General features: G+C 69.7%; 18 protein-coding genes. 13 read left to right on the top strand and 5 right to left on the bottom strand.

Features of this window, described 5'->3' with window-relative positions:
* Positions 1-7: 7 nt before the first annotated feature.
* The gene (locus ACFX43_RS18430; protein WP_378831642.1) at positions 8-1,078 is read right to left on the bottom strand and encodes an ABC transporter ATP-binding protein; all 1,071 of its coding nucleotides are present in this window, start codon (positions 1,076-1,078) and stop codon (positions 8-10) included.
* Between the two features lie 87 nt (positions 1,079-1,165).
* Between ACFX43_RS18430 and ACFX43_RS18425 the strand changes: the two genes are divergently transcribed.
* The 3 genes from ACFX43_RS18425 to ACFX43_RS18415 all read left to right on the top strand — a co-directional run bounded on the left by ACFX43_RS18425 (position 1,166) and on the right by ACFX43_RS18415 (position 3,140).
* Positions 1,166-1,906 carry a FadR/GntR family transcriptional regulator gene (locus ACFX43_RS18425; RefSeq protein WP_378831635.1) on the top strand — a complete coding sequence of 247 codons (741 nt, stop codon included), beginning with the start codon at positions 1,166-1,168 and terminating at the stop codon, positions 1,904-1,906.
* Positions 1,903-2,604 (top strand): cache domain-containing protein, encoded by a 702-nt coding sequence (locus ACFX43_RS18420; RefSeq protein ID WP_378831628.1) that lies wholly within the window; start codon positions 1,903-1,905, stop codon positions 2,602-2,604. Before ACFX43_RS18425 ends, ACFX43_RS18420 begins: the two co-directional genes overlap by 4 nt.
* Positions 2,605-2,696: 92 nt before the next feature.
* Complete coding sequence (locus tag ACFX43_RS18415) at positions 2,697-3,140, top strand: Lrp/AsnC family transcriptional regulator (protein ID WP_355020057.1); 444 nt, start codon at positions 2,697-2,699, stop codon at positions 3,138-3,140.
* Between the two features lie 38 nt (positions 3,141-3,178).
* On the opposite strand, the gene ACFX43_RS18410 is transcribed toward ACFX43_RS18415, so the two are convergent.
* Entirely contained in the window at positions 3,179-4,573 is a 1,395-nt protein-coding gene (locus ACFX43_RS18410; protein ID WP_378831625.1) for a KamA family radical SAM protein, read from the bottom strand.
* A 110-nt stretch (positions 4,574-4,683) separates the two neighbouring features.
* Between ACFX43_RS18410 and ACFX43_RS18405 the strand changes: the two genes are divergently transcribed.
* The 9 genes from ACFX43_RS18405 to ACFX43_RS18365 all read left to right on the top strand — a co-directional run bounded on the left by ACFX43_RS18405 (position 4,684) and on the right by ACFX43_RS18365 (position 14,154).
* Entirely contained in the window at positions 4,684-5,730 is a 1,047-nt protein-coding gene (locus ACFX43_RS18405; protein WP_378831619.1) for an L-erythro-3,5-diaminohexanoate dehydrogenase, read from the top strand.
* Positions 5,727-7,280, top strand: coding sequence for a lysine 5,6-aminomutase subunit alpha (locus ACFX43_RS18400; RefSeq protein WP_378831613.1), 1,554 nt, complete (start codon positions 5,727-5,729; stop codon positions 7,278-7,280). Before ACFX43_RS18405 ends, ACFX43_RS18400 begins: the two co-directional genes overlap by 4 nt.
* On the top strand, positions 7,277-7,993 hold the full coding sequence (locus tag ACFX43_RS18395; RefSeq protein ID WP_378831610.1) for an OAM dimerization domain-containing protein: 717 nt from the start codon (positions 7,277-7,279) through the stop codon (positions 7,991-7,993). The genes ACFX43_RS18400 and ACFX43_RS18395 overlap by 4 nt, the downstream gene beginning before the upstream one ends.
* Positions 7,911-8,768 (top strand): PucR family transcriptional regulator, encoded by an 858-nt coding sequence (locus ACFX43_RS18390; protein ID WP_378840979.1) that lies wholly within the window; start codon positions 7,911-7,913, stop codon positions 8,766-8,768. Before ACFX43_RS18395 ends, ACFX43_RS18390 begins: the two co-directional genes overlap by 83 nt.
* 104 nt (positions 8,769-8,872) lie before the next feature.
* Complete coding sequence (locus ACFX43_RS18385) at positions 8,873-10,063, top strand: acyltransferase domain-containing protein (protein WP_378831604.1); 1,191 nt, start codon at positions 8,873-8,875, stop codon at positions 10,061-10,063.
* A complete protein-coding gene (locus tag ACFX43_RS18380) occupies positions 10,060-11,046 on the top strand; it encodes a beta-ketoacyl-ACP synthase III (RefSeq protein ID WP_378831597.1) in 987 nt (328 codons plus the stop codon). The genes ACFX43_RS18385 and ACFX43_RS18380 overlap by 4 nt, the downstream gene beginning before the upstream one ends.
* Before the next feature lie 54 nt (positions 11,047-11,100).
* On the top strand, positions 11,101-11,352 hold the full coding sequence (locus ACFX43_RS18375; RefSeq protein WP_091051955.1) for an acyl carrier protein: 252 nt from the start codon (positions 11,101-11,103) through the stop codon (positions 11,350-11,352).
* A 91-nt stretch (positions 11,353-11,443) separates the two neighbouring features.
* Positions 11,444-12,712: a beta-ketoacyl-[acyl-carrier-protein] synthase family protein gene (locus tag ACFX43_RS18370; protein WP_378831589.1), complete on the top strand. Its 1,269-nt coding sequence runs from the start codon at positions 11,444-11,446 to the stop codon at positions 12,710-12,712.
* Positions 12,712-14,154: an acyl-CoA carboxylase subunit beta gene (locus ACFX43_RS18365; protein ID WP_378831583.1), complete on the top strand. Its 1,443-nt coding sequence runs from the start codon at positions 12,712-12,714 to the stop codon at positions 14,152-14,154. The genes ACFX43_RS18370 and ACFX43_RS18365 overlap by 1 nt, the downstream gene beginning before the upstream one ends.
* Positions 14,155-14,245: 91 nt before the next feature.
* On the opposite strand, the gene ACFX43_RS18360 is transcribed toward ACFX43_RS18365, so the two are convergent.
* The gene (locus tag ACFX43_RS18360; RefSeq protein WP_355019179.1) at positions 14,246-14,737 is read right to left on the bottom strand and encodes a DUF3145 domain-containing protein; all 492 of its coding nucleotides are present in this window, start codon (positions 14,735-14,737) and stop codon (positions 14,246-14,248) included.
* Between the two features lie 242 nt (positions 14,738-14,979).
* Entirely contained in the window at positions 14,980-16,110 is a 1,131-nt protein-coding gene (locus tag ACFX43_RS18355) for a tetratricopeptide repeat protein (RefSeq protein WP_378831577.1), read from the bottom strand.
* Positions 16,111-16,187: 77 nt separating this feature from the next.
* Between ACFX43_RS18355 and ACFX43_RS18350 the strand changes: the two genes are divergently transcribed.
* On the top strand, positions 16,188-17,429 hold the full coding sequence (locus ACFX43_RS18350) for a DUF222 domain-containing protein (protein ID WP_378831570.1): 1,242 nt from the start codon (positions 16,188-16,190) through the stop codon (positions 17,427-17,429).
* Positions 17,430-17,552: 123 nt separating this feature from the next.
* Here ACFX43_RS18350 and ACFX43_RS18345 read toward each other — a convergent pair whose 3' ends face one another.
* Positions 17,553-18,818, bottom strand: coding sequence for an alpha-L-fucosidase (locus ACFX43_RS18345; RefSeq protein ID WP_378831563.1), 1,266 nt, complete (start codon positions 18,816-18,818; stop codon positions 17,553-17,555).
* Positions 18,819-18,822: the final 4 nt, after the last annotated feature.

The following is an 18,822-nucleotide window of genomic DNA, read 5'->3' as shown; positions in this document are numbered from 1 at the left end:
CTCTGGCTCATCGGTGTTGCACGGCACGGGACGAATCGGTGCCCAGGGGGACCAGGTCGCCCGGCGACCAGGAGGCGACCACGCGGTCGCCCCGAGACTCTGGTTCGGCGGCATCGGGGTGCAGCGAGCCACGGCTCTGCTCGAGGGCGACCAGCCTGGTGCCGTCCTCGAGCTCGATGTGGACTCGGTGCCCGGTGCCGATGTAGATGGACTCGGTGATCACGCCGGCGGCGGTCATCGCGCCGACAGGGGCGCTCGCGGTCTCCGGGGAGAGCAGGATCTTCTCGGGCCGCAGCGCGAAGGCGCCGTCCATCTTCAGCATCCGCTTCGACGCCTGCTCGTCGAAGACGTTGGAGGTGCCGACGAAGTCCGCGACGTACTGCGAGGTCGGACGCTCGTAGATCTCCTTCGGCGTGCCCAGCTGCACGATCCGGCCGCTGTCGAAGACCGCGATCCGGTCGCTGAGGGTGAGCGCCTCCTCCTGGTCGTGGGTGACGAAGACGAAGGTGATCCCCAGCTCGCGCTGGATCTGCTTGAGCTCGACCTGCATCTGCTCGCGGAGCTTGAGGTCGAGCGCGCCGAGCGGCTCGTCGAGGAGGAGCACCCGAGGACGTACGACGATGGCGCGAGCCAGTGCCACCCGCTGCCGCTGCCCGCCGGAGAGCTCGGTCGGCTTGCGGGCAGCGACGTGGCCGAGGCGGACCATCTCCAGCGCCTCGCGTGCCCGGGCGCTGCGCTCGGCCTTCGGGACGCCGCGTACGCGCAGTCCGTACGCGACGTTCTCGAGCACGTTGAAGTGCGGGAAGAGGGCGTAGTCCTGGAACACGGTGGTGACGTCGCGGTCGAAGGGCGCCAGGGCGGTGACGTCCTCGCTGCCGAGGCGGATGGTGCCGGAGTCGGCGTGCTCGAAGCCCGCGATCAGGCGCAGCACGGTCGTCTTCCCGGAGCCGGAGGGCCCGAGCATCGAGAAGAACTCACCGTCGCCGATGGTCAGGTCGAGAGCGTCGACAGCCATCACGTCGCCGTACGCCTTGGTCACGGCTTCGAGCTGGATCTGCGGAGATTCGGTCGGTCCCATTGCTGAATCATATGGAACCAGATCTTAGATTTTAAAGGGTATCTGCGTAAGTTCTTTGTAAACCCACTCGAAGGAGGGACCCGGATCGTGGCCAACGCCCGTGCGATGACCTCGCGCGCCAGGTCGGCGATCTTCGCGCCGATCGGCGACGAAGGCAGAGCCGTACGTGTCGAGAACCGTCTGGCCGAGGCGATCCGCTCCGGCGTGCTCGCCGACGGCGATCGGCTCCCCAGCGAGCAGGAGCTCGCCCAGATGCTGGGAGTGGCGACGGTGACCGCCCGGGAGGCGCTGGTGTCGCTGCGGGCACAGGGCCTGGTGGTGACGACACGAGGCCGCGGCGGTGGCTCTTTCGTGCGCGCACCGGACCCCGGCGACATCGTGAAGGGGCGACTCGCGACCATGTCGCGGGTGGAGCTGCGCGACCGGGCGAGCCTCTATCAGGTCGTACTGACCGGCTGTGCGGAGCTCGCGGCCGAACGAGCGGCTCCTGACGAGGTCGAGGACCTCCGGGACCTGCTGATCCCGCTCGGCGAGGACGACGTCGGCCGGTGGCGCGATGCGGAGAGCGAGCTCTACCTCTCTGTGGCGGCGCTGACCCAGTCGGCGCGGCTCACCCGGGAGGTGGTGCGACAGGAGGCCGACTTCGGTACGTTGCTGCGAGTGCCGCTGAGCGAGTCGGACTTCCGTCAGGCATCCGCCGCGCGGCATCGGGCGCTCGTCGCCGCGCTGGAGACGGGCGATGTCGCCGCGGCGCGGGGGAGCGTACGCGACCACGTGACCCACGCCGTTGAACGTCTGACCGAGATCCATGAGGTGGTACGACCATGAACATCGATGTGTCGGCCGACTGTGCCGTCCGGATCGAGCAGCACTTCGGTGCCATCCTCACCGAGCTCGAGCGAGTGCGCGCCCAGGTCGGCGCGCTCTTCGCCGCGGGACCGGTCACCTCGGACGAGCTGATCGCGCAGGTCGAGACCGGGACGCTCGCGTTCCTCCAGGACCCGAGCCTCCTGGGCGGCGGGTTCGTCGTCGCACCGGCCGCGCTCGTCGACCGGCGGCTCTACCTGGCCTGGTGGCAGGGCGCCGGCCGCGACTTCCTCGGTGACGCAGTGGTGCCGGCGACGGGCGAGGTTCTCGACTACACCCGCCAGCCGTGGTTCCGGATCCCGGCGCGCACCGGAGCGCTGCACCTCGCCGGGCCCTACGTCGACTTCGTCTGCACCGACGAGTACGTCATGACCATGACGCTGCCGGTCTACGCGGGCGGCCGGATGGTCGGTGTCGCCGGCGCCGACACCTCGGTCGAGACGCTGGAGCGGATGCTGCTGCCCGGCCTGCGCGAGATCGGTGCGACGCTGGTCAACTCGCACGGCCGGGTCGTCGTATCCGCGGACCCGCACCTGGCCACCGGCGAGGTCATGAACGCCGTCCCCGACAAAGCTCGTGGCGCGCGGCCGCTGTCGGTGGTCCAGCCCTCTGCGGACGGTCGCGGCGAGCTGAAGACGCTCGCCGGCTGGCCCTCCTGAGGCCGGAAATCTTTCGACATCAACTACTTTTTTGGACGTTGCGGCGGAGATATTGCTGTTGTGGGTACGCTGTCGCCGTGACTGCACCTGAGATCGAGGCCACCGACCGTAAAATCCTCCAGCTTCTTGCGGAGGACGGTCGGATGTCCTACACGGACCTGGGCAAGGCGACCGGCCTGTCGACCTCGGCGGTGCACCAGCGCGTCAAGCGGCTCGAGCAGCGTGGCCTCATCACCGGCTACGGCGCCACCGTCAACTACGCCGCCATCGGCGTGCCGCTGACCGCGTTCGTCGCGGTGCAGCCCATGGATCCCTCCCAGCCCGACGACACCCCCGAGCGGGTGGCGGACCTCCACGAGGTCGAGGCCTGCTGGTCGATCGCCGGCGTCGAGTCCTACATGCTCAAGGTGCGCGTCGCCACGCCCGAGGCGCTCGAGGAGCTGCTCGGCCGGATCCGCTCGGTCGCCAACGTGTCCACGCGCACCACGATCGCGATGTACACCTACTACGAGAACCGCCCCACCATGACGCACTGAGACCCGGCGCCCAGCGCCGGGTCCCAGTCACGCTCGGGTCACTCCCCGTGCGTACGCCACCACTCCTGGCCCGACTCGGGCAGGGTGTGGATCGGGTCGTAGTACTCGTAGGTCCTGGTCAGCGCCTCGGCGTCCGACGCCTCGATCGAGGTGCGGTAGTTCTTGGTCCAGTAGGAGATGCCGCGCTCGGTGTCGTAGTCGGCGATCTGGTGGACCCAGCGCTTGCCGACGAAAGGTACGTCGCACACGATGCGCGGGGTGGCGAACCCGGGCAGGTAGCCCATGATGTCGTGCTGCAGCCGCTGCGCGTCGGCGACCGAGACCCGCCAGTGCTCACTGAACGGGATCATGTCGCACATGTAGAAGTAATAGGGCATGATCTGCGCGCCGTCGAGCAGGCGGAAGCTCAGGTCGAGCAGGCTGTGGCTGTCGGCGTTGACTCCGGCCAGCAGCACCCCCTGGTTGCGTACGTCGCGAACCCCGGCCGCCAGCAGCGCCTTGGATGCCTCGGCGACCAGCGGAGTGACCGAGTTGGCGTGGTTGGCGTGGGTGTGGATCGCCAGCGAGACGCCGCGCTCACGGGCGATCGTGGTCACCCGGTTCATCCCCTCCAGGAGCGGCTCCTGGAGCCAGTGCTGGGGGAGGCCGATCAGGCCCTTGGTGGCCAGCCGGATGTCGCGGATGTTGTCGATCGCCATCAGCTTGGTGAGGAAGTCCTCCAGCCGCGGCCAGGGCAGGTTGGCGACGTCGCCGCCGGAGACCACCACGTCGCGTACCTGCGGGGTGTTGCGGAGGTATTCGAGCATCGCCTCGTGGCGGTCGACCGGCTTGCCGGTGAGCTTGAGCTTGTCGATGACCGGGGTCGAGTTGCCGACCAGGTCCATCCGGGTGCAGTGGCCGCAGTACTGCGGGCAGGTGGAGAGCAGCTCGGCGAGCACCTTGGTCGGGTAGCGGTGGGTCAGCCCCTCGGCGACCCACATGTCGTGCTCGTGCAGCGAGTCGCGGCTCGCCTGCGGGTGTGACGGCCAGTCGGTGCGGCGGTCGGAGAAGACCGGGATCATGTAGTGCCGGATCGGGTCGCCATAAAAGCGCTCAGTGAAGGTGGCGGTGAATTCCTCGCCGGTCTCCCCGGCGGCAGCCGGGACCATCGTGTTGATCATCTGCGGCGGCACCAGCATCGACATCGTCGCCCGCTCGGCCATGTCGCGCTCGAGGTCGGCGTAGAACCGCTCGTCGAGAAGATCGCCCATCAGCGCGCGGAGCTGGCGGATGTTCTTGATGCAGTTGACGCGCTGCCACTGCACGTCGCGCCACTGCTCGTCGGTGATGTCGGCCCAGCCTGGGAACCGGGTCCAGTCAGGTTCGACCAGCTCTACGCGCTGGTAGGCGTAGGGCTGTCCGTCTCGGGTCGTAGGCTCGATGGTTGCCGTCATGTCCTCCACCATAGCGGGAGATCCTGCGGCATCTGCAACCATCGGCCGCAATTCTTCCCGCAACCGCTGGTAGGGTCCGCCGTGAGATGGACGCAAGGAGGCGTACGACGATGACCACTTCTGACCCGACAGGCCTGCACCGGGTGCTCGATGAGCCGGTGGGCGGCTCGTTGCCGCTGCCCCAGGCGGCCCGGAGACTCGACACCCGCAAGACCTTGTGGCCCGACGAGGTGCGGATCCGGGTGGAGCGTCTGAACCTGGACGCCGCCTCGTTCCGGCAGCTCGAGTCCGCACACGACGGCGACGGAGAGGCCGTACGCCGCGAGGTGCTCGACATCGTCGCCGAGCGCGGCAAGATGCAGAACCCGGTGACCGGGTCGGGCGGCATGCTCGTCGGTGTCGTCGAGGAGGTCGGACCCGACTCGCCTCTGGGGCTGAAGGTCGGGGACCGGGTCGCGACGCTGGTCTCGCTGACCCTGACCCCGTTGGTGATCGAGGACGGGCTCGCCGGCTGGGGCGGTGACTCCGAGCAGGTTCCGTGCGACGGCTACGCCATCCTCTTCGGCCGCTCGATCGCAGCCGTCCTGCCCGACGACCTCGCCCCCGAGCTCGCGCTGTCGGTGATGGACGTGTGCGGTGCCCCGGCACTGACCCGGCGGGTCGTCTCGGAACGCTACGCAGGTGGCGTCGTCGCAGTGATCGGTGGCGGCGGCAAGTCCGGATCGCTGTCGCTGGCCGCGGCCCGCGACGCGGGAGCCGGCCACCTGATCGGCATCGTCCCGACCGAGTCCGAGGCCGAGCGGCTCCGCGAGGCCCGCCTGGCCGACGAGGTCGTGGTCACCGACGCCCGCAACCCGGTGGCCCTGCGCGACGCGGTCGCCAAGGCCGGAGGCCCCGCCGACGTCACAGTGGTCTGCGTCGACGTACCCGGCTGCGAGGGCGGCGCCATCCTCGCCACCGCCGACCGCGGCACCGTCATCTTCTTCTCGATGGCCACCTCCTTCTCCGCCGCCGCGCTCGGCGCCGAGGGCCTTGCCGCCGATGTCACGATGCTCGTCGGCAACGGCTACGTCCCCGGTCACGCCGCCTACGCCCTGGATCTTCTCCGCGCCAATGCCGGGGTCCGGGCACTGTTCGAAGGAAGACTGGAACTGTGAGACTCGAACTGGACCCACGAACGATCGCCCAGGCCCGCGCGCTGGCCGCGAAGGTCGGCGACCCGATCGTCGAGATGGCCAAGAAGCACACCACGGTCGCCGTCGAGCGAGCGACGCTGCGCCTGGCCGGGCTCGCTGGCGCCGACCCGGACGGCACCCCGTGGGTGAACCACCTGGTCGACGCGGTGCGCGCCGACATCGGGCTGGAGCACGGCGTCACGCTGCCGGTGTGGCAGGCGCTGGCCGCCCACGACAACGATCTCTCGCGGCTCGCCGAGGAGGCCGCCGCCGGGCAGGTGACCTTCCACCTGCCCGAGGGCGCCGAGGCCGAGCTGGCCGCGAAGCACGCCCGCGAGGCGGTCGGGGTCGGCATCGCCCGCCTCGACGCCAGCCGGGTGGCGCGCGAGCGGATGATCGCCGAGATCGGCGATGCACCCCGCAAGCCGTGGATCTACCTGATCGTCGCCACCGGTGACATCTACGAGGACATCCCGCAGGCGCAGGCGGCCGCGCGTGAGGGCGCCGACATCATCGCGGTGATCCGCTCGACCGGCCAGTCGCTCCTCGACTACGTGCCCGAGGGCGCGACCCGGGAGGGGTTCGCCGGGACGTACGCGACCCAGGAGAACTTCCGGCTGATGCGGGCCGCGCTCGACGAGACGAGCCGTGAGCTCGGGCGCTACGTGCGGCTCACCAACTACGCGAGCGGGCTCTGCATGCCCGAGATCGCCGCGCTGGCGGGCATGGAGCGTCTCGACATGATGCTCAACGACTCGATGTACGGGATCCTGTTCCGCGACATCAACCCGGTGCGTACGTTCGTCGACCAGCGGCTCTCGCGCCAGATCCACGCCCGGGCGGGGATCATCATCAACACCGGCGAGGACAACTACCTCACCACGGCCGACGCGGTCGAGGCGGCGCACACGGTGACCACCTCGCAGCTGCTCAACGAGTACTTCGCCAAGGAGGCCGGGCTCGAGGACTGGCAGCTGGGTCTGGGCCACGCCTTCGAGATCAACCCCGATGTCCCGGACTCGTTCCGTCTCGAGCTCGCGCATGCGCTGCTGGCGAAGACGATCTTCCCCGACGCCCCGCTGAAGTGGATGCCCCCGACCCGGCACATGACCGGCGACATCTTCAAGGGCTACCTGCTCGACGGGTTCTTCAACCTGGCCGGCGCGATGACCGACCAGGGCATCCTGCTGGTCGGAATGATGACCGAGGCGGTGGTGACGCCGTGGATCTCCGACCGTGACCTGGCCCTGCAGAACGTCCGGTACGTCATGGACGCGGCCGGACGCCTCGGCGAGGACTTCCACCCGGCGCCCGACGGGTTCATCGCCAATCGGGCGCGCGAGGTCCTTGGGGAGTCGATCGACCTGCTCGGGAAGATCATCGACGAGCCCAACGGGCTCCTCGACGCGATCGCGGACGGCACCTTCGGCCTGATGAAGCGCCCCGCCGACGCCGGCAAGGGCCTCGAGGGCGTGGCCCTGAAGTCCGAGGCGTACTACAACCCCGCTAGCGACATCCTGGAGGGCAAGTGAGCATCATCCGGCCGTACGGCGACACCACCGGTGACGGGATGGTGCAGGTCTCCTTCACGTTGCCGATCAAGCACTCGAAGGTCGCCGACGGCGCCGCGCTGCAGCTGGCCAACAAGATGGGCATGGAGCCGGCGATGGTCGTCCACTCCAAGCCGATGGGCGACGACTTCACCTTCTTCGTCGTCTACGGGCAGGTGAACCATCTCGTCGACACCGACAAGGTGCAGGTCGTCGAGCGTGACTTCCCGCTGCTGACGCCGAAGGAGGCCAACGCGGTGATCAAGGAGACGCTGCGGCGCCCGATGGTCGTCGTCGGTGCCTGCATCGGCACCGACGCCCACACCGTCGGGATCGACGCGATCCTCAACATCAAGGGGTTCGCGGGGGAGAAGGGGCTGGAGTACTACAAGGAGATCGAGGTCGTGAACCTCGGCGCCCAGGTCTCCGTGCCCTCCCTGGTCGAGGCTGCCGTCACCCGGCGCGCCGACGCCGTNCTGGTACGGCGGTGGCGCCTCCGCCGACACCGCCAAGCCCGACCTGGCCGCGTCGATGTTCGGCGTGGCGCCTCGCGCGCTGACCGGCATCATCACGCTCCAGCAGACCGTCGACCTCGTACGCCTCTCCATCGAGGTGGTCGAGGCCAACATCGACCACCTCCTCGGGCCCGAGGACGCCGCCGACGTCCACGAGGCGATCGGCCGCTACGCCCGTGAGGTCGCCTTCGCCACGGCCGAGGTCTACGCCCGCGCCGCCGAGCAGCGCGGCGCCTGGGACGCCCGGCTCGAGGCGCTCGTGGTCGACGCGGTCCTGCGTGCCGAGACCGACGAGGTCGTCCTCTCCCGAGCCAGCGCGCTCGGCTGGGACGCCGACCTGCCGCTGTGCGCGGTGCTGGGCCACGCCCCCGACGGCGTCCGCCTCGACGCCGCCATGGAGGAGGTACGCCGCCGCGGGCGCGCCCACGACCTGCACACCCTGTGCGCGGTCCAGGGTGACCGCCTCGTCGCCCTGCTCGGCGGCATCGAGGACCCGTTGGAGGCCGCCGAGAGCATCGCCGACCTGTTCGCCGACGGGCCCGTCGTGGTCGGGCCGATGGCGGCCGGGCTCGCCACCGCCGCCGAGTCCGCCCGGGCCGCGCTCTCGGCCTATCGGGCCGCGCCGGGCTGGCCTGACGCGCCCCGCCCGGCACGGAGCCAGTCGTTCCTGCCCGAACGTGCCCTCGCCGGCGACGCGTGGGCCCACCGCTACCTGATCGAGCATCTCTACCGACCGCTGGTGGAGGCCCGCAGCACCCTGATCGAGACGCTGGCTGCGTACTTCGCCGCCGGAGGTGGCCTCGAGGCCACCGGTCGCACGTTGTTCGTGCACCCCAACACCGTGCGCTACCGTCTCAAGCAGGTCGCAGAGCTCACCGGCTTCCTTCCGACCGACTCCCGCGACGCTCTCGCCCTGCAGGTTGCCCTGATCCTCGGTCGGCAACAGGACCACTGACCCTGGCATGGACGCAATCTTGTAGGACCCCTACAAGATTGCGTGACAGATATTCGTTGCCGCTAAAGGTGATCCGACCCCCCTCCAGAAGGGACCATCGTTCCGTGCTCGTCATTGTCGCCCCAGGACAAGGTGCTCAGACACCAGGATTCCTCACCCCGTGGTTGGAGGACCCCGCTTTCGCCGCTCGGATGGAGTGGCTCTCGACCGTCGCAGGCATCGACCTGATCGACTACGGCACCAATGCCGACGCAGAGACCATCCGCGCCACCGAGATCGCCCAGCCGCTGCTGGTCGCCACCGGCCTGGTCGCGGCGCTCGAGCTCTTCCCGCAGCCCGCGGACGCGTTCGGCAAGATCGGGGCCGTCGCCGGCCACAGCGTCGGTGAGATCACCGCCGCCGCGGGCGCACGCGCGATCAGCGCCGAGCAGGCGATGGTGCTCGTCCGCGAGCGCGGCAAGGCCATGGCCGAGGCCGCCGCGAAGACGCCGACCGGCATGACCGCGGTCCTCGGCGGCGTCCGCGAGGAGGTGCTGGCCGCGATCGAGAAGCACGGCCTCACCCCCGCCAACGACAACGGCCCCGGCCAGATCGTCGCCGCGGGCACCATCGAGCAGCTCGCGGCCTTCGCCGCCGATCCGCCCGCCAAGGCCAGGCTGATGCCGCTCAGCGTCGCCGGCGCCTTCCACACCAAGCACATGGAGCCCGCCGTCGGCCACCTCGCCCGGCTGGCCCAGAGCGTCTCGACCCACGACCCGCGTACGCGCCTGATCAGCAACAAGGACGGCCAGATCGTCCACGACGGTGCCAAGGCGCTGGACCGGATCGTCGGCCAGATCGCCAACCCGGTGCGCTGGGACCTCTGCCTCGACACCATGTCCGACATCGGCGTGACCGGCATCCTGGAGATGCCGCCGGCCGGCACACTGACCGGGATCGCCAAGCGCGCCCTCAAGGGCGTCGAGACCTTCGCCCTGAAGACTCCCGACCAGCTCGACGACGCCCGTGCGTTCGTCGAGAAGCACGGCGAGGCCAACCCGATCGAGACCACGCCGACCTGGCGCATGGTCGTCTCCCCGTCCAAGGGCACCTTCAAGCTCTCCGAGACCGTGTCCGGGGTCGACGTGATTCCGGCAGGCGCTGAGATCGGCGCCATCGCCAGTCTCCGCGACACGATCGCGATCACGTCCGCCCACGGCGGCGAGGTCATCGAATGGCTCGTCGAGGACGGCGACCTCGTATCCCCCGGTCAGCCGCTGCTGCGTCTGCACCCGACAGGAGTCCAGCACTCGTGATCTCAGCCCCGACAGGTTCCCCGCACGCCCGCATCCTCGGCGTAGGCGGCTATCGCCCGACCCGGGTGGTCCCCAACAGCGAGATCGTCGATCTGATCGACTCCTCCGACGAGTGGATCCGCACCCGTTCCGGCATCACCGAGCGTCGCTGGGCGGGCGAGGAGGAGACCGTACAGATGATGTCGGTCACCGCCTCCCGCAAGGCGCTCGAGCACGCCAAGATCGGCATCGACCAGATCGACTGCGTCATCGTCGCCACCGTCAGCCACATGCGTCAGACGCCCGCAGTCGCCGCGCTGATCGCCGACGAGCTCGGCGCCGACCACCCGGCCGCCTTCGACATCTCCGCGGCCTGTGCCGGGTTCTGTCACGGCATCGCGATGGCGAGCGACCTCGTCCGCGGCGGCAGCGCCCGCAACGTACTCGTGATCGGTGTCGAGCGCCTCTCCGACATCACCAACCCGCACGATCGTGGCACCGCCTTCATCTTCGCCGACGGCGCCGGCGCCGCGGTCGTCGGCCCGAGCGATGAGCCCGGGATCGGCCCGGTCGTCTGGGGCTCCTCGGGCGACAAGGCCGACCACATCCAGACCCCCGACTGGTTCGACGCGATCGAGGCCAAGGAGACTCCCTGGCTGACGATGGAGGGCAACCCCGTCTTCCGCTGGGCCTCCTACGCGATGGCAAAGGTCGGCCAGGAGGCGCTCGACAAGGCCGGCATCACGGCCGACGAGCTCGACTGCTTCGTCCCGCACCAGGCCAACATGCGCATCGTCGACGCCCTGGCCCGCTCCATGAAGCTTCCGGAGTCGGTCAAGATCGCCCGCGACATCGCCACCATGGGCAACACGTCGGCCGCCTCGGTCCCGCTTGCTCTTGAGCGGATGATCGAGGAGGGTCAGGCTGAGTCGGGCGACACCGCCCTGCTCATCGCGTTCGGCGCCGGACTGGTCTACGCAGCCCAGGTCGTCGTCGTTCCGTAGTCTCGCACCACTTCAGAGTTTCACCACACAGAAATCCGAGAGGAAGCACCACATATGGCCACCACCGAAGAGATCCGCTCCGACCTCGCCGAGATCGTCAACGAGGTCGCCGGCATCGATGTCGCCGACGTTCAGCTCGACAAGTCCTTCGTCGATGACCTCGACGTCGACTCGCTGTCCATGGTCGAGGTCGTCGTCGCTGCCGAGGAGAAGTTCGGCGTTTCCATCCCCGACGAGCAGGTCAAGAACCTCAAGACCGTTGGCGACGCGGTGAGCTTCATCGAGAAGGCTTCCGCGAACGCCTGACGCGCCCCGGCGGCTCGGCCAACCCTCCCAGGCCGAGCCGCCGGATCTGCTTCACCTGACCCAACGCGCCAACACCTCACACGGAGACCACATGAGCAGCCGCACCCGAGTCGTCGTCACCGGATTGGGCACCACCAACCCGGTAGGCGGAGATGTAGCCACCACCTGGGATGCCTTGATCGCCGGCCGCTCCGGCATCCGCGAGCTCACCGAGGAGTGGGCCCAGGACCTTCCCGTACGCATCGCCGGCCGTGTCGCCGTCGAGCCGTCCGAGGTCCTGGAGAGGGTCAAGGCGCGACGCCTGGACCGTTCCGCGCAGTTCGCCGTGGTCGCCGCGGCCGAGGCCTGGAAGGACGCCGGCTTCGAGGGAACGGCCACCGAGGCCGGCCTCGACGGCGAGCGCCTCGGTGTCGCTGTCGCCACCGGCATCGGCGGGGTCACCACCCTGCTCGACAACTACGACACGCTTCTGGCCAAGGGGCCGCGCCGGGTCAGCCCGCTGGCCGTCCCGATGCTGATGGCCAACGCCTCGGCAGCCAACATCTCGTTGATCTACGGCGCCCGCGCCGCGGCTCAGACCCCGATCTCTGCCTGTGCCTCCGGCTCCGAGGCGATCGCCCTGGCCGCCGACCAGATCCGTCTGGGCCGCGCAGACGTCGTCCTCGCCGGTGGCACCGAGGCAGCGATCCACCCGCTGCCGATGGCCGCGTTCGCCAACATGATGGCCCTGTCCAAGACCGCGTCCGGCCCCGATGGTGGCGACCCGACCGCGGTCAGCCGCCCCTGGGACACCGGCCGCGACGGCTTCGTACTCGGTGAGGGTGCCGGCATCGTCGTGCTCGAGACGCTCGAGCACGCCCAGGCCCGCGGCGCCCGGATCTACGCCGAGGTCCTCGGCGCCGGCGTGACCGCCGACGCCCACGACATCGCCCAGCCCGACCCCGAGGGTCGTGGTGGCAGCCGCGCTATCAAGCGCGCGCTCGAGGACGGCGACATCGATCCGAACACCATCGTCCACGTCAACGCTCACGCGACCTCGACCCCTCAGGGCGACATCGCCGAGGGCCTGATGCTCCACGCCACCCTCGGCAAGCAGGTCGAGAACGTCGTGGTCACCTCGACCAAGTCGATGACCGGCCACCTGCTCGGCGGTGCCGGAGCCCTCGAGACCGTCGCGACCGTCCTGGCGATCCACCACCGTCAGTCGCCGCCGACGATCAACCTCGACAACCTCGACCCCGCGGTCGAGCTCGACATCGCCACCAAGGCACGCGACCTGCCGGTCGGCGACATCGCGGCCCTCAACAACTCCTTCGGTTTCGGTGGCGCGAACGTAGCGGTCGTCTACGGAAGCATCTGATGACCATCACGGCGCCTGCTCCCGCGAGGAAACAGCAGAAGCTTCCTCGCGACCAGGACCCGCGGAACCCGCTGACCCGCCTCAGGGCGCTCTTCGACGAAGGCACCGTTCAGCTCATCTCCCCCGACGACGAGTCCGGCATGCTGGCCGCCGTCGGCGAGGTGGACGGCACCCGGGCGGTCGCCTTCTGCTCGGACGCCACCGTCATGGGCGGCGCGATGGGCGACCTCGGCTGCCGTGTGGTCGTCGACGCCTACCACCGCGCGATGACCGACGGCATCCCGATCATCGGCCTGTGGCACTCCGGCGGCGCCCGGCTGGCCGAGGGCGTCCTCTCCCTGCACGCGGTCGGTCGCATCTTCCACGCGATGACGCAGGCCAGCGGCAAGATCCCGCAGATCTCGGTCGTCCTCGGCCCGGCCGCCGGCGGCGCTGCCTACGGTCCTGCCCTCACCGACGTCGTCATCCTCGGCCCCGAGGGCCGCATCTTCGTGACCGGTCCCGACGTCGTACGCTCCGTCACCGGTGAGGACGTCGACATGCTGCGCCTCGGTGGCCCCGAGCCGCACGGCCGCCGCTCCGGCGTCGTGCACATCCTCACCGAGTCCGAGCGCGAGGCGCTCGACAAGGCCCGCACGGTCGCCTCTCTCCTCGGCTCCCAGGGTGGCCTCGACGTCGCCGCGGTCGAGGACAAGGACCTCGCCGAGCAGCTGCCCGAGTCGAAGAAGCGCGCCTACGACGTGCACCCGCTGGTCGAGAACATCCTCGACGAGGGCACCGCACAGGAGCTGCACGCTCGCTGGGCGCCCAACATCGTCACCGCTCTCGGTCGCTTCGGTGGCCGCACCGTCGGCGTCGTCGCCAACAACCCGCTGCGGCTCGGCGGCTGCCTCGACTCCCTCTCCGCGGAGAAGGCCTCCCGGTTCGTACGCCTCTGTGACGCCCTCGGCGTCCCGCTGATCGTCGTCGTCGACGTCCCCGGCTACCTGCCGGGCGTCGGCCAGGAGTGGGACGGGGTCGTCCGCCGTGGCGCCAAGCTCCTGCACGCCTTCGGGGAGTGCGTGGTCCCCCGGGTCACCCTGGTGACCCGCAAGACCTATGGCGGCGCCTACATCGCCATGAACGCCCGTTCCCTCGGCGCGACCAAGGTCTTCGCCTGGCCGGGCGCGGAGGTCGCGGTCATGGGCCCGGTCGCCGCGATCCGCATCCTGCACCGCCGCAAGCTCGCCGAGGTCGCGCCCGACCTCCGTCCTCAGGTCGAGGCGGAGCTCGCCGCCGAGCACGAGCGTCTCGCCGGCGGTGTCGACAAGGCTGTCGAGATCGGTGTCGTGGACGAAGTCATCGAGCCGTCGGCGACCCGCGGCGCGATCGCGGCCGCCTTCGAGGACGCGATCCAGACCGTCGGCGTACGCCGTGGTGCTCACGGCAACATCCCACTCTGACCGACACCGTTCAGAGACAGACTGAGGCCCCGGAGCTCACGCTCCGGGGCCTCAGTCGTCGTCGGCCGTGCTCTGCGGCCGACGGGGTCGCTCAGACGACCTGGTGCAGCCAGCGTACGGGGGCGCCCTCCCCCGCGTGACGGAACGTCTCCAGCTCGTCGTCCCACGGCTTGCCGAGGAGCTTGTCGACCTCGAGCTCGAGCGTGGTGTCACCGAGGGCGGCCTTGACGACCGCGGCCTTGAGCCGGTCCTCCGGGATCATGATGTCGCCGTGCATCCCGGTGACGGCATGGAAGACGCCGAGGTCGGGGGTGAAGGAGTAGCGCGCACCCTCAGAGGTCGACGTACCGTCCTCGGTGACCTCGAAGCGCAGGTGCGTCCATCCCTTCAGCGCCGACGCGATCGCCGCTGCGGAACCGACCGCACCGGACCAGAAGAGCTCGGCTCGGTAGGTGCCGGCCTGGGCGGGCTGCGCCGTCCAGTCGAAGTTCACCGGCACACCTAGCACCCCCGCGACGGCCCATTCGATGTGAGGGCAGAGCGCGGAGGGAGCCGAATGCACGAACACAACGCCTCGTGCGATGCCACGCGAGGCGCTCGGGTCCTTGATCTGAGTGGTCACCGAATATCTCCTTCGTTGCGGCGCGAGCTACGCCTTCCCCAGCGGGCTCGATCATGCGTGAAGGAACATTTCGGTGATCACACGGATGTAGTTGTGCGTCTATTCTTACCTACCGCGCCCAGGATCTCCAGTATCGGAGCAAAACGGCCAGTGGCGACCGGCATTGCTGCCGATCGCCACTGATTGCGCGTTTGAGGTGGACCTCAGTCCCTCTCGACCGTCTTCTCGAGGGTCTCGGCCCGCGCCGCGGCGTCGGTGATCTCCTCGGAGTCGATCGCGTAGGTGCGGTGGAACCAGGTCAGCGCGTCCTTGTCCCGGCCGGCGTCCTGGAGCGTGTCGGCGTACGCGTAGCGCAGCCGCACGACCCAGGCCTCACGGCTCTTGTTGTTGAGCGGCGACTGCTCGAGGATCCGCAGGGCCGCGTCGAACTGACCCATGTCCCGACGAGCGCCGGCCTCGACGATCGTCATCTCGGCCTTCGCCGGTGCCTCGAAGTTCGCCACCGACGGGCTGTGTGCGAGCTTGATCGCCTGCTCGGGCTGGCCGAGCGCGCGGTGGCAGTCCGCCATGATCGGCAGGTACGCCGTCGCGCCGTTCATCCGCTTGGCCGCACGCAGCTCGGCGAGCGCCTCGGAGTAGTGGCCGGCAGCGTACGCGGCCTCACCCAGCGCCTCGCGAATCACAGCGATCCGCTGCGTACGCGACTTCGCCGCCTTGGCGTGCTGGTAGGCGAGCTCGGGGTCGGAGTCGATGAACATGTCGGCAGCGACCAGGTGGCGGGCGATCCGCGCCGCCAGCTTCTCGGGCAGGCCTCGCAGCTGAGCCGAGATCGCACGGTCCAGCTCCTTGCCGGTCACCTCTTCCGGCAGCTCCGGACCGTCGTAGATCCGCTGATCGGCCGTACGCTCCTCGCGCGGCTCGTCGAAGCGACGCTGCGGCCTGCCACCGGGCTTGCCGCCACGGTCCTTGGAGTAGCCACCCTTGCGGTCGCTGCTGCCACCACGCTTCGGGGCGTCAGAGCGCTTCGGGCCGTCAGGGCGGCCGCCGGCGCGGGGGCCACTGCGTCCGGTCGACGGCTTGCCGTCGCGACGCTCGTCGCCTCCGCGGCCACTGTCACGACGCTGGTCGCCTCCGCGACCTCCGCCGCCAGCGGCGCCATCACGGCGGTCACTGCTCCGACCAGCACCGGGCCGACCACCGCTCGGTCGACCAGCGCCCGGCTTGCCGTCACCCGATCGGCCGCCACGGCCACCGGTGGATGAACCCGAGCTCTTCGGACGCCCAGGGCGTCCAGCGGGCTTACCGCCTCTGTTGCTACGGCGCTCGTCAGCCATAGCNCGAGACCAGCGAACCAACACACATCCGCGTGCGCGGGTGTGGAGAGTTCGTACGTCGGGAGGTGACCGGTTCGATGACCACGCTGCAACAACCCCAACACCCCGTGCTCGGGGCCGTGGTCGCGATCACCACCTCCCTCGAGGGAGTCGCGGCGGCGAATCCGTCGTTCATGGTCACCGAGCAGAAAGCGGCCACGCTACTCGAGATCGCCCGCGCGAAAGCGCAGTTGGCTGAGCTCGAACTCCGCGTGATCGCGGCCGCCGACGATGTGGCCGCCGAGAGCGCGGCACGGGATATGGCGGCGTGGTTGCATCACCACACCCACCAGCGCCCCGAGACCCTGCGTGCCGACCTCCGGCTGGCAGACGCCCTGGACCGTTCCTACGGACGGGTCGCGGCCGCGATGCGCCGTGGCGACTGCAACCCTGCCCAGGCCCACGTCATCGTGAATGCCCTCGACGACCTGCCCGCCGACCTCGACCCCGAGATCAAGACCAAGGCCGAGGAGACGCTGGTGGCCTACGCGACCCGGTTCGATCCCACCCAGCTGCGCCGCCTGGGGCGCCGGATCCTGGACGTCATCGCCCCCGAGATCGCCGAGGCCGAGGAAGCCAAACGGCTCGCTGCGGAGGAGGCCCACGCCCGCAAGAAGACCCGCCTGTCCATGCGACGCCTCGGCGATGGCACCACCCGCATCTCCGCGGTCATCCCAGACGCGGCCGCGGACCGGCTCGCCACCAACCTGGAGGCCTTCGCCTCACCCCGCCGCGACGACGGCACCCGCACCGAGACCGGCGAGTACCTGCCCTACGACCGGCGCCTGGGCCGGGCGTTCTGCCACATGCTCGAGACCCTCGACCCCGCCCGGCTCCCGATCCATGGCGGGGACGCCACCACGGTGATCGTCACCATCGACATCGATCAGCTCCGCAAGGAGGCCGGCATCGCCCAGATCCTTGGCGGCACCCCGATCACCGCAGCTGAGGCCCGGCGGCTGGCCTGCACCGCAGGCATCATCCCCGCCGTCCTCGGCGGCGATTCCGAGGTCCTCGACCTCGGTCGCAAGGAACGCTTCTTCACCGCCGCCCAACGCCGCGCCCTCCTCCTGCGGTCGGCGACCTGTGAGGCCGAGGGCTGCGACATCCCCGGCACCTGGGCCGAAGCCCACCACTGGATCGCCTGGGCCCAAGGCGGAACGACCGACCTCGACAACGCCGCCCTCCTCTGCTCCCATCACCACCACCGCGCCCACGACACCGCATACCTCCACGAACGCCTCCCCAACGGCGACATCCGCTTCACCCGACGCACATGAGCCGAGATCGTGATGCCTTCCTTCTGTAGGGCAGGACTGCTGTCCTCCGTGTTCGCCGTCGGGATTGTCGGCAGCGCACCTGTCAGGGCGAGTGCTGATGAAGGAGGTCCCCGGACATCACGTCTAGTGGGCCGCGTGCTCGCGGTGGACCGAGGCCTCGCCGTCGAGCTCGAGGACGATCACGGTGCACAGCGGGTCGAGGTCGTCGTCGGTGGTGAAGACGTACTCCCAGCCGGGGACCTCGTGGAGCCCGCCGATGCGCTGATGGTCGAGCTCGGTGCCGGTCCCGAGGACGTACGCCTTGAGGACCTGGTTGCGCAGGCCGCGGACCACGACGTAGTCGTTGGGCCGGTCGAGGACGTAGAGGAACAGGGTCCGGCCGTCGGCCGAGACCGCAGTGGGGCCGTAGAAGTGACCGTGGGGAAGACCGCGGCGGATGCCGCGGACGGCGGGGGAGTGGCGCGCGACCCAGTCGCCGAGCGCCTCGAGCCGCTCGGTCTGCTCGGGCGTGATGGTGCCGTCCTCGCGCGGCCCGACGTCGAGCAGCAGGTTGCCGCCACCGCCGATGGTCTCCACGAACGTACGCACGAGCTGGCGCGGTGACTTGTGGTTGTCGTCCTGCGGCTGCCAGCCCCAGGAGTCGTTGATGGTCAGGCAGAGCTCCCACGGACCGTCGGGCGGCACGATCGGAACGCCCTGTTCCGGGGTCACGTAGTCGCCGTGGCCGAGCATCCGGCCGTTGACGACCATCTCGGGCGCGAGCTCGCGCAGCTCCGCACGCAGCTCCCGCATCCGCCACTGCCGCTCGTCGCGCTCCCACTCGCCGTCGAACCAGAGCAGATCCGGTTGGTAGCGGGTCACCAGCTCCCGGATCTGGGCGCGGTGGAACTCCAGGTAGCGTTCCCAGCGCTCGGGCTCCTCGTCGCCCGGGCGCGGGACGGCGTACGGGTTGTCCTGGACCACGGGATGCTGGACGACCGGCCGCACCGTCGCGTAGTCGGGGTGGGACCAGTCGAGGTGTGAGAAGTAGAGGCCGACCTTGAGTCTCCGGCGGCGTACGGCCTCGACGAACTCGGCGACGAGGTCGCGGCCCGCCGGGGTTCTGCTGACCACGGAGAGGTCGTTGGCGGCGGTGTCGTAGAGCGCGACCCCGTCGTGGTGCTTGGCGGTGAGCACGACGTACGTCGCCCCCGCCCGCTCGAAGAGCTCGGCCCAGGCGTCGGCGTCGAACCTGGAGGCGGTGAAGCCGTCGAGCTGGGCCATGTAGTCGGCGTAGGGGACCCGGCCGTCGTAGAACGACCAGGACTCGGCGACGCCGTCGACGCTGTAGATGCCCCAGTGGACGAAGATGCCCAGCTGGGCCTCGGGGAACCAGGACGCGATCGGCATGCCC

The sequence above is a fragment of the Nocardioides sp. YIM B13467 genome (assembly GCF_042788075.1).
Taxonomy (GTDB): domain Bacteria; phylum Actinomycetota; class Actinomycetes; order Propionibacteriales; family Nocardioidaceae; genus Nocardioides.
The sequence above is the reverse complement of the archived record's forward strand: the minus strand, read 5'-3'. Positions and strand labels throughout refer to the sequence as shown.

Coding starts and splice junctions, on each gene's coding strand:
- ACFX43_RS18430 (WP_378831642.1), bottom strand. CDS start 1,078: ATGGGACCGACCGAATCTCCGCAGATCCAGCTCGAAGCCGTGACCAAG.
- ACFX43_RS18420 (WP_378831628.1), top strand. CDS start 1,903: ATGAACATCGATGTGTCGGCCGACTGTGCCGTCCGGATCGAGCAGCAC.
- ACFX43_RS18410 (WP_378831625.1), bottom strand. CDS start 4,573: ATGACGGCAACCATCGAGCCTACGACCCGAGACGGACAGCCCTACGCC.
- ACFX43_RS18405 (WP_378831619.1), top strand. CDS start 4,684: ATGACCACTTCTGACCCGACAGGCCTGCACCGGGTGCTCGATGAGCCG.
- ACFX43_RS18375 (WP_091051955.1), top strand. CDS start 11,101: ATGGCCACCACCGAAGAGATCCGCTCCGACCTCGCCGAGATCGTCAAC.
- ACFX43_RS18370 (WP_378831589.1), top strand. CDS start 11,444: ATGAGCAGCCGCACCCGAGTCGTCGTCACCGGATTGGGCACCACCAAC.
- ACFX43_RS18365 (WP_378831583.1), top strand. CDS start 12,712: ATGACCATCACGGCGCCTGCTCCCGCGAGGAAACAGCAGAAGCTTCCT.
- ACFX43_RS18355 (WP_378831577.1), bottom strand. CDS start 16,110: ATGGCTGACGAGCGCCGTAGCAACAGAGGCGGTAAGCCCGCTGGACGC.
- ACFX43_RS18350 (WP_378831570.1), top strand. CDS start 16,188: ATGACCACGCTGCAACAACCCCAACACCCCGTGCTCGGGGCCGTGGTC.
- ACFX43_RS18345 (WP_378831563.1), bottom strand. CDS start 18,818: ATGCCGATCGCGTCCTGGTTCCCCGAGGCCCAGCTGGGCATCTTCGTC.